This is a genomic window from Streptomyces sp. CO7 (assembly GCF_053474865.1).
Window position 1 is genome coordinate 1,236,517 of the sequence record NZ_JBRIOU010000002.1, and the last position, 8,207, is coordinate 1,244,723.

General features: G+C 73.5%; 10 protein-coding genes. 8 read left to right on the top strand and 2 right to left on the bottom strand.

Annotated elements, in window-relative coordinates:
• Positions 1–2 precede the first annotated feature (2 nt).
• The gene (locus ACOV8S_RS07570; RefSeq protein WP_351117512.1) at positions 3–392 is read right to left on the bottom strand and encodes a hypothetical protein; all 390 of its coding nucleotides are present in this window, start codon (positions 390–392) and stop codon (positions 3–5) included.
• A 127-nt stretch (positions 393–519) separates the two neighbouring features.
• The gene (locus tag ACOV8S_RS07575) at positions 520–1,362 is read right to left on the bottom strand and encodes an SDR family NAD(P)-dependent oxidoreductase (RefSeq protein ID WP_448316869.1); all 843 of its coding nucleotides are present in this window, start codon (positions 1,360–1,362) and stop codon (positions 520–522) included.
• Between the two features lie 129 nt (positions 1,363–1,491).
• Between ACOV8S_RS07575 and ACOV8S_RS07580 the strand changes: the two genes are divergently transcribed.
• From ACOV8S_RS07580 to ACOV8S_RS07615, 8 genes are all read left to right on the top strand, one after another.
• Positions 1,492–1,986, top strand: a complete 495-nt coding sequence (locus ACOV8S_RS07580) for an MSMEG_6728 family protein (protein ID WP_448316870.1) — start codon at positions 1,492–1,494, stop codon at positions 1,984–1,986.
• A 236-nt stretch (positions 1,987–2,222) separates the two neighbouring features.
• Complete coding sequence (locus ACOV8S_RS07585; protein WP_448316871.1) at positions 2,223–3,479, top strand: ATP-binding protein; 1,257 nt, start codon at positions 2,223–2,225, stop codon at positions 3,477–3,479.
• Complete coding sequence (locus ACOV8S_RS07590) at positions 3,476–3,877, top strand: roadblock/LC7 domain-containing protein (protein WP_351117516.1); 402 nt, start codon at positions 3,476–3,478, stop codon at positions 3,875–3,877. Before ACOV8S_RS07585 ends, ACOV8S_RS07590 begins: the two co-directional genes overlap by 4 nt.
• Entirely contained in the window at positions 3,874–4,248 is a 375-nt protein-coding gene (locus ACOV8S_RS07595; protein ID WP_448316873.1) for a DUF742 domain-containing protein, read from the top strand. The genes ACOV8S_RS07590 and ACOV8S_RS07595 overlap by 4 nt, the downstream gene beginning before the upstream one ends.
• Positions 4,223–4,822, top strand: a complete 600-nt coding sequence (locus tag ACOV8S_RS07600) for a GTP-binding protein (RefSeq protein WP_448316874.1) — start codon at positions 4,223–4,225, stop codon at positions 4,820–4,822. Before ACOV8S_RS07595 ends, ACOV8S_RS07600 begins: the two co-directional genes overlap by 26 nt.
• Positions 4,823–4,897: 75 nt before the next feature.
• Positions 4,898–6,244 (top strand): cytochrome P450, encoded by a 1,347-nt coding sequence (locus ACOV8S_RS07605; protein ID WP_448316875.1) that lies wholly within the window; start codon positions 4,898–4,900, stop codon positions 6,242–6,244.
• Between the two features lie 192 nt (positions 6,245–6,436).
• Positions 6,437–7,699, top strand: coding sequence for a cytochrome P450 (locus tag ACOV8S_RS07610; protein WP_448316876.1), 1,263 nt, complete (start codon positions 6,437–6,439; stop codon positions 7,697–7,699).
• The coding region (locus ACOV8S_RS07615; RefSeq protein ID WP_448316877.1) for an enoyl-CoA hydratase/isomerase family protein at positions 7,696–8,207 on the top strand (512 nt) is incomplete at its 3' end. The genes ACOV8S_RS07610 and ACOV8S_RS07615, both read left to right, overlap by 4 nt.

Genomic DNA, 8,207 nt, shown 5'->3' on the forward strand with positions numbered 1-8,207 from the left:
GGTCAGCCGCGCTTGCGGCGGACGACCATCCAGACGAGGGCGACACCGGCACCGGCCATGACGGCGGTGCGGTAGCGGCCCACGAGCATCGCGGTGCGCACCGCGGTGACGGCCTGGGTGGCACCCGTGCGCACCGGGGCGGGCACGGACTGGCCCACCTTGCCGGTGACGCCGGCCGCACGGGTCTTCAGCTCGCCCGCGCGGGCGGAGACCTGCGGGGCGAGCTCGGCGGCCTTCTCCCGCGCCTTGGCCGTGGTGCCCGAGAGGGCGGCCGTGGCGCGCGCGGTCGACGCCTGGGCCGTGCGGCCCAGCTTCTTCCCGCCCTCACCGGCCTGCCCGCCCAGGCCCTTGAGCCCGGAGGTGAACCGTTCCTTCTGCTGCAACCTGCTCACGAGCGGCACTCCGATCACTGTGGGTGGATGATCCGGGGAGGCCCGCCGGCCTGGACCGAGGGCACCCCCTTCATCCCCTGATGGCCGCAATCACCGCGCTCACACCCTCAGGACCGGACACATCTGCTCAGTACTGCGGCAGCGCGGGCGCCCTGCGGTGGGCGAGCACGTCCGCGCGGGCCGCCATCAGGTGCCCGCCGAACTCGTCGTTCAGCAGGTAGAACTCGCCCTTGGCGGACTGCTCGAAGAAGATCCGGGCCGCCTCCAGCGGGTCCATGGCGGTGTCGTTCAGCTGCAGCATCTGGGCCCGGTGGCCCTCCGCCGCCGCGACGTCGCCACTGTCCTCGGCGCCGCCCGCCGCCCGGAAGATGTTGGACGCGACGGCCCCGGGCAGCACCGCCTGGACGTGGACGTGGTCCCCGTGGCCCGCCGCCTGGACCTCCAGGCTCAGGCACTCGGTCAGCGCCAGCACCGCGTGCTTGCTGACGATGTACGGCGCCTGCAGCGGCGCGGCGCCCACACCGCCGACCGAGGAGAGGTTCCAGACCCACGACTGCCCGGGCTCGGCCATCAGGTGGGGCAGGAAGGCGCGGACGCCGTGGAAGACCCCGTCGACGTTGACGGACATGACGCGGCGCCAGTTCTCGACCGGGGTGTCCCACAGGTAGCCGAACTGCTCCACGCCCGCGTTGTTGACCAGCAGCCGCACCGGACCCGCCTCCGCCAGCGTCCGCTCCGCCAGCCGGGCGACCGCCTCGGCGTCCCGGACGTCGCACTCGACGTCGATCGCCCGGGCCCCGGCCGCCTCCAGCTCCTCGCGCAGCGCGGCCACGGCCCCCGCGTCCACGTCGGCCAGCACCACGGTCATCCCCAGCTCGGTCGCGGCGTGGCGGGCCAGCCCCGCGCCGATCCCCGAACCGGCCCCCGTGATCACGGCGACCCCGCCGCCGAACAGCTCCTGAGCGCTCATGCTTCCTCCCCTTCTCCGGTGTCCGCTTCCCGCGCCCGAACTGTAGATCATGGAAATGACCATCCGCCGGACGGGTGAACCGAGGGTGCGGCCGGGCTGTTCGGGGCGCTGCCGGGTAGTCGGCACCGCGTGCAGACCTTCCTCCCGTACCGGGACTTCCGGCGGTCCGCGCTGGCACTCGACCGGCGCCGGCTCGGCAAGCAGCGGGTTGAGGCCCTTCAGGTCTTCCGGGCCCTCACGGTGCCGGGCTACGGCTGGCAGCACCACCCGGCGGTGCGCATGTGGGTGGGCTACGAGGAGGCCCTGGTCCGCTACGGGCTCGAGGTCTGCCGGGTGTGGCAGGAACAGGGCAGGCCCGACACCTGCGCCGACTCGCTGACCGCCGAGTACGCCGCGTTCCGCCCGGACGCCCCGCGGGCGCGGGCGCAGAAGGCGCTCGCCGAGGCGGCCGAACTCCCGCCCTGGCTGGGGGACAAGGCCTTCCACCGCAGTCACCGCTCGGCGCTGCTGCGCAAGGACCCGCAGGAGTACGCCGAGCGCTTTCCCGGTGTCCCCGACGACATCCCGTACCTGTGGCCGGGATCCGACCGCGACCCGAAGCGGAATGGATCAACAGGCGCATGACAAGCGGGGGATGACGGCACGGCGGGCCCAACTGCGGTCCGTTGCGATCTTGTTGTGATGTGCGCGACGCGGCTGCTACGTCCGCGTATGCCCCGAGGTGAGGCGCCTTGTGGAGATAGTTGGTAGCTCCATCTACTGCTAGGGTGACAGCTCCCTCAGGGGTTGACGGTGCGTCAAACGGAATGCGCCGTGCGGCCGCAGGACCGCTGTCAGGAACGCGACGTGAAGAGAGTCCGATGACGTCTTTGCTCCGGGATCCACTTCTGTGGATCCTGCTGGTGGTGCTCGCGGTCGCCGCAGTCGCGGTCACCCGGGCGCGGCGGACCAACATGGCGCTGCGCGTCCAGGAGGACGCCCTCCGGCGGGAGCTCGGTGCGGAGAAGGCCGAACGGGCGCTGCTACGCAGTGAGGCGACCGCGCTCGAGCACCGTCACCGCGAGGCGCTCGCCGAGGTCCGGCAGGAGGCCGAGGAGGAGACCAAGTCGGTCCTCAAGGCCGCGATGCGCACCCTCCAGGTGCTGGCCGACGAGCAGCAGCTGATCATCGACCGCACCCAGAAGAACTACGGCGACGACCCCGGCGTGGTGGCCGACCTGATGGAGATCGACCACGCCAACAGCCAGTTCAACCGCCGCGCCCAAGGCATCGCGGTGCTCTGCGGCGGCTGGCTGGGACGCCGCGAGCATCCGGCCTCGGTCTTCGACGTGGTGCGCAGCGCCCAGGGCCGGGTCCGCCACTTCGACCGGGTGGAGATCAACGCCCAGGTGAACGTGACGGTCGTCAGCAAGGCCGTGGAGCCGCTGGCGGTGGTGCTCGCCGAGCTGCTGGCCAACGCCACCAACTACAGCGCCCCCGAGACGCCGGTCGTGGTCGGCATCCAGGCGGTGCCCAACGGGGTCTGCCTGATCGTCGACGACTACGGCGTCGGCATGAGCCAGGAGGAGAAGGACCGTGCCGCCGCTCTGCTCTCCCCGCACGGGCCGGTGGACCTGCTCGCGCTGGGCAACCCGCCCAAGTTCGGCTTCGCCGTCTCCGGCGTCCTCGCCGTCCGTTACGGCTTCCGGGTCTCCGTCGACACGCCCTCCCCGTACGGCGGGGTGCGTGCGGTCGTCCTGCTGCCGGGGGACCTCCTGACCTCCGACGACGTCGCCCCCGCCACGGCCGGCGGAGCGCGCGGGGAGACCCCGGCGGTCGCCGGCCGGCGGACCCGCGACCTCGCTCCCGCCGCCCCGGCCGTCGTCCCGACCGCGGCCACCCGCCCGGTGGGCACCACCGCCGGAGGCCTGCCCAAGCGGCGCCGCGTCGCGGCGGAGCGGACGACGGCGCGCACACCCCTGACCGACGCCGGCCGGCCCGGGCCGCCGGAACAGCCGCGGCACGACGATCCGGCCGGCGACAGCAGCGAGACCACCGCCTCACGGCTCGGGGCCTTCGCCCGGGGCACCGCGCGCGGACGGGACACGACCAACTCGGAAGGATCGGAAGAGCAGTGAACGACCAGCTTTCCTGGGTGCTGGACGACGTCCTGACGGTGCGCGGGGCCCGGCACGCGATCCTCGTCTCCGCCGACGGACTCCTGATGGAGCGGTCGGGCGGCATCGAGCGGGACGACGCGGAGAAGAACGCGGCCGCCATGAGCAGCATGCAGTCCCTCAGCCGCGCCGTCGCGCCCTTCGTCGGCGGCGGCGACGGGACGTGGAAACAGACGCTGATCGAGTACGACGGCGGCTGGATCTTCCTCATCGCGGCCGGCAGCGGCGCCTACCTCGCCGCCTCCGCCGCACTCGACGTGGACATGGAGACCATGTCGTTCCGGATGCAGAAGCAGGTCGCCGCCCTGGGGAAGGCCATGACCTCGCCGGCGCGCCAGGACGCCGGTGCCGAGGCATGACGAGGCCCCCCGAGGACGACCTGGTGACCGGCGACTTCGTCCGGTCCTACGTCATCACCGGTGGGCGGCGGCTGCCGTCCTCGACGGACCTGTCGCTCCACACCCTGGTCACGCTGGCGCCGGACCGGGAGCCGCCCAGGCGGGCGAGCCCCGAGGTCCGCGCCATCTGGGACATCTGCGCCGGCGGCTACCTCTCGGTGGCGGAGGTGGCCGCCCACCTGGGCCTGCCGACCGCCGTCGCCCGGCTGCTGCTGACCGATCTCGCCGAACAAGGGCATCTGCTGCGCCGTGCCGCACCGCCGCCGGCCCAAGCCGTTGACCGAGGGACCCTCGAAGAGGTGCTGCATGGACTCCACGCGCTGTTCGGCTGACCGGCCGGCCGCCACGTACCTCCCGGCCGGCGTCCGCAGGGCCGTCAAGATCGTCGTCGTGGGGCACTTCGGCGTCGGCAAGACGACCTTCATCGGCAGCCTGTCCGAGATCGAGCCGCTGCGCACGGAGGAGCGGATGACCGCAGCCTCGGCCCCGGTCGACGACCTCAGCGGGGCGGGCGCCAAGCAGACCACCACCGTCGCCCTGGACTTCGGCCGCATCACCCTCAGCGAGGAACTGGTCCTCTACCTGTTCGGCACCCCCGGGCAGCAGCGGTTCGTCCAGCTGTGGGAGGACATGACGGTCGGAGCCCTCGGGGCGCTCCTGCTGGTCGACCCGGCGCGCCTGGAGGCCACCTTCCCGGTCATCGACCTGGTGGAGAGCTTCGGTCTGGAGTACGCGGTCGCGGTCAACAGCTTCGACCCGTCGGTCCGCCACGAGGCGAGCGAGATCAGGGAGGCGCTCGACCTGCTCCCCGACACGCCCGTCGTCCACTGCGACGCCCGGGACGTCGCCTCCTCCGCCGAGGCGCTCATGGAACTCGTCCGACACCTGCTCAGCCGCACGGGCTGAGCGGGAGCACCCGTTCTTCCCCGCCCCGTCCCAGGCCCGGTCCGCGAGGACGCCGGGCCGCCGAAGGAACGCACCATGGACTTCACGCCCGCCGCCGACGGCGGCACCACCGCCCGCTGCCCCATGCACGGCGCGGACTTCGCGGCCGCCCCGCACGACGTCTACGACCGGCTGCGCGCCGAGGGCCCGGCCGGGCCGGTGGAACTCGCCCCCGGGGTGGAGGCCACCCTGGTCGTCGGCCACGAGGCCGCGCTGCGGGTGCTGCAGAACGACGCCCTCTTCGCCCGCGACTCCCGCCGCTGGGGCGCGCTGCGCGAGGGCCGGATCGCCGCGGACAGCCCCGTGCTGCCGATGATGATGTTCCGGCCCAACTGCCTGTTCACCGACGGGGCGGAGCACCTGCGGCTGCGCAAGGCGGTCACCGACAGCCTCGACGCGATCGACGTGCGGCAACTGGCGCGCGACGTGCGGCAGATGGGCGACTTCCTGATCGACCGCTTCAGCGAGCGCGGCCGCGCCGACCTGATCGACGAGTACGCCAAGGTGCTGCCGCTGCTGGTCTTCAACAAGCTGTTCGGCTGCTCCGCGGACATCGGTGACCGGCTCACCACGTCGATGGCGGCCATCTTCGAGGGCCGGGACGCCATCCGCGCCGACCAGGAGCTGACGGCCTGTCTGATGGAGCTGGTGGCCCTCAAGCGTCGCGAGCCGGGCGACGACCTCACCAGCCGCCTGGTGCGGCACCCGGCCGGGCTCACCGACACCGAGCTCAAGGACCAGCTGGTGATGCTGATGGGCGCCGGGGTCGAACCCGAGCGCAACCTCATCGGCAACACCGTGCTGCTGATGCTCTCCCCGCAGGGCGCCGGTCTGCTCATCGAGGAGGCGATGGAACACGTCCTGTGGGACAACCCGCCCATCGCCAACTACGCCACCCACTTCCCCAAGCAGGACGTCGACCTGGCGGGCATCCGTCTCGCGGCGGACAGCCCGGTGGTGATCAGCTTCGCCGGGGCGAACGCGGACCCCTCGCTGCACAACGCTCGCCGCTCCCGCAGCCAGGGCGCCCACCTGTCCTGGGGCGCGGGTCCGCACAAGTGCCCGGCCTCCTCGCCGGCCCAGGTGATCGCCCTCACCGCGGTCGAGAAGCTCTTCAACGAACTGGACGACCTCGCCCTGGAACTGCCCGCCGAGCGGCTCGCCTGGCGGCAGGGGCCCTTCCACCGCGCCCTCGCGGCGCTCCCGGTGCGCTTCGCCCCCTCGCCGGCCGGACGGGTGGCCGCCGCCACCGGACGCCACCCGCTGCCGGCCGCCGTCCCCGAGCAGACGCCCCAGACCGTCGGCGAACCGGCCGGGCAGCCCGCCGCACCGGCCCGCAGGAAGGGGTTCTGGGGCACCTTCCTCGACGTCTTCCGTCTCTGAGGCCGTCGGCTGCGAGGCCGCCGGCTCCGCCCGTGAGCAGCAGCAGCGAGTGAGGAGAGAAGGTTGAGCACAGTCGCCGGTCGTCCCGTTGCCGGCAGCCCGGCGGGCTGCCCGGCCCACCCGGAAGCGTCCGGACCACGCCCGGGCGCGCCTTCGCCCCCGCCCGCACCGGGGGTTCCCCGCCAGGACGGCGTGCGGCCGGCCGCCGGGCCGCGCCGGGCGGCCGGGCGGCGCGAGGTGATCGCCCTGGTCCGCCGCCTGCGCTCGCCCGATGGCCAGCGCGACCCGCTCCCCGTCTACCGGGCCTTCCAGGAACTCGGGGACGTGGTCCCCGCGCCCTGGGGCGGACACTTCGTCACCGGGTTCGACGTGGCCGACGAGGTGCTGCGCGGCCGCGGCTGGCTCGCCCCGGACATCGCGTGGCAGGAACGGCAGCCGGACCCCGCACGCTGGCACGCGCCCGCCACCCGGGAGATGAGCCGGACCCTCTCGCGGCTCAACGCGCCCGAGCACACGCTCCGGCGCCGGGCCCTCGGCAACCCCTTCGGCCGCGGCGCCCTGGAGGCCGTGCGGCCCGTCGTCGAGGAGCACCTCGAGGCGCTGCTCGACGACCTGGAGCAGGAATCGCGGGCGCACGGCCGGGCCGACTTCGCCACGGTCGTCGCCGACCGCCTGCCGATCCGGACCGTCGGCGGATGGCTCGGCCTCCCGGAGCGGGACCACGACCGCGTCCTCGGCTTCACCCACCGTCAGGTCTTCGCCCAGGAACTGCTGCCCACCCGCAGCGAGCTCGCCGTCTCCGAGGCCGCCACCCTGGAGATGCGGGCGTACTTCACCGCCCTGCTCGAGCGCCGTCGCGCCCACCTCGGCGAGGACGTGCTCTCCGACTGGATCCGGTTCTGGGACGAGACCTGCGCGGGGGACCGTGCCGCAGCCGACCAGGTGCTCTACCCCCTGACGATGTTCGTCACCATCGCCTCCCTGGAGACCACCGCGACGCTCCTGTCCACCGTGGTCTCCCTGCTGCTCGCCGAGCCCGCACGGTGGCGATGGCTGCGCGAACACCCCGAACACGTCGACGACGCCGTCGAGGAGGCCCTGCGGTACGACCCGCCGATCTGGCTGAACAGCCGGATCGCCCCCGAGGACACCGTCCTCGGGGGAGTACCCGTCGCCAAGGACGGCCTGGTGCACGTGCTGTTCGGCGCCGCCCACCACGACCCGCGCCGCAACCCCGACCCGGGCGCCTTCGACGTCCGGCGCCGCGGCGCGCATCTCGCCTTCGGCGGCGGCGTGCACTACTGCCTCGGCGCGGGGCTGGCCCGGCTGGAGGCGAGCGTGCTGCTCACCGCGCTGCTGAAACGTTTCCCCACCTTGCGGTCGGCCGCCGACGGGCCCGTGTACGCGCCCCGGCTGGTCTTCCGCCGCATCACCTCCCTGGAAGTGACCACATGACGGCCGTCGACCGGTACAAGACCCTGCGCGTGCGGCGCGACGGGGACGTCCTGCACGTCGAACTCCACCTGCCGGAGCGCGGCAACGCGGTCTGCGAGGCGATGCTGGACGACCTGCTGGAGGTGCTGCACCGGCAGGAACCCTCCGTGCGGGTGCTCGTGCTCTCCGGCGCCGGCGAGGACTTCTGTCTCGGCGGCGACCGCGCGGAGTTCGAGGAGCAGCTGCGACAGGACCCCGACGGGGCAGGGATACGCGTTTCCGGGGACAAGGCGCGCCGGGTGTGCGCGGCCCTGTCCCGCAACCCGGCGGTGACGGTCGCCAAGGTGCGGGGACGGGCGGTCGGCGCGGGATTCGCCCTCGCCCTCGCCTGCGACCTGCGGATCGGGGCGGAGAACGCCACCTTCCGGCTGCCGGAGGCGGCGCTGGGACTGCCGGTCGCCTGGGGCGGGCTGCTGCCGCGGCTGCTCGACGAGGGCGGGAAGGCCCGGGTGCGCGACATGGGGCTGAC

Bases quoted from the DNA above. Each gene is read 5' to 3' on its own strand.
- ACOV8S_RS07575 (WP_448316869.1), bottom strand. From the start codon at position 1,362: ATGAGCGCTCAGGAGCTGTTCGGCGGCGGGGTCGCCGTGATCACGGGG.
- ACOV8S_RS07585 (WP_448316871.1), top strand. From the start codon at position 2,223: ATGACGTCTTTGCTCCGGGATCCACTTCTGTGGATCCTGCTGGTGGTG.
- ACOV8S_RS07595 (WP_448316873.1), top strand. From the start codon at position 3,874: ATGACGAGGCCCCCCGAGGACGACCTGGTGACCGGCGACTTCGTCCGG.
- ACOV8S_RS07600 (WP_448316874.1), top strand. From the start codon at position 4,223: ATGGACTCCACGCGCTGTTCGGCTGACCGGCCGGCCGCCACGTACCTC.
- ACOV8S_RS07605 (WP_448316875.1), top strand. From the start codon at position 4,898: ATGGACTTCACGCCCGCCGCCGACGGCGGCACCACCGCCCGCTGCCCC.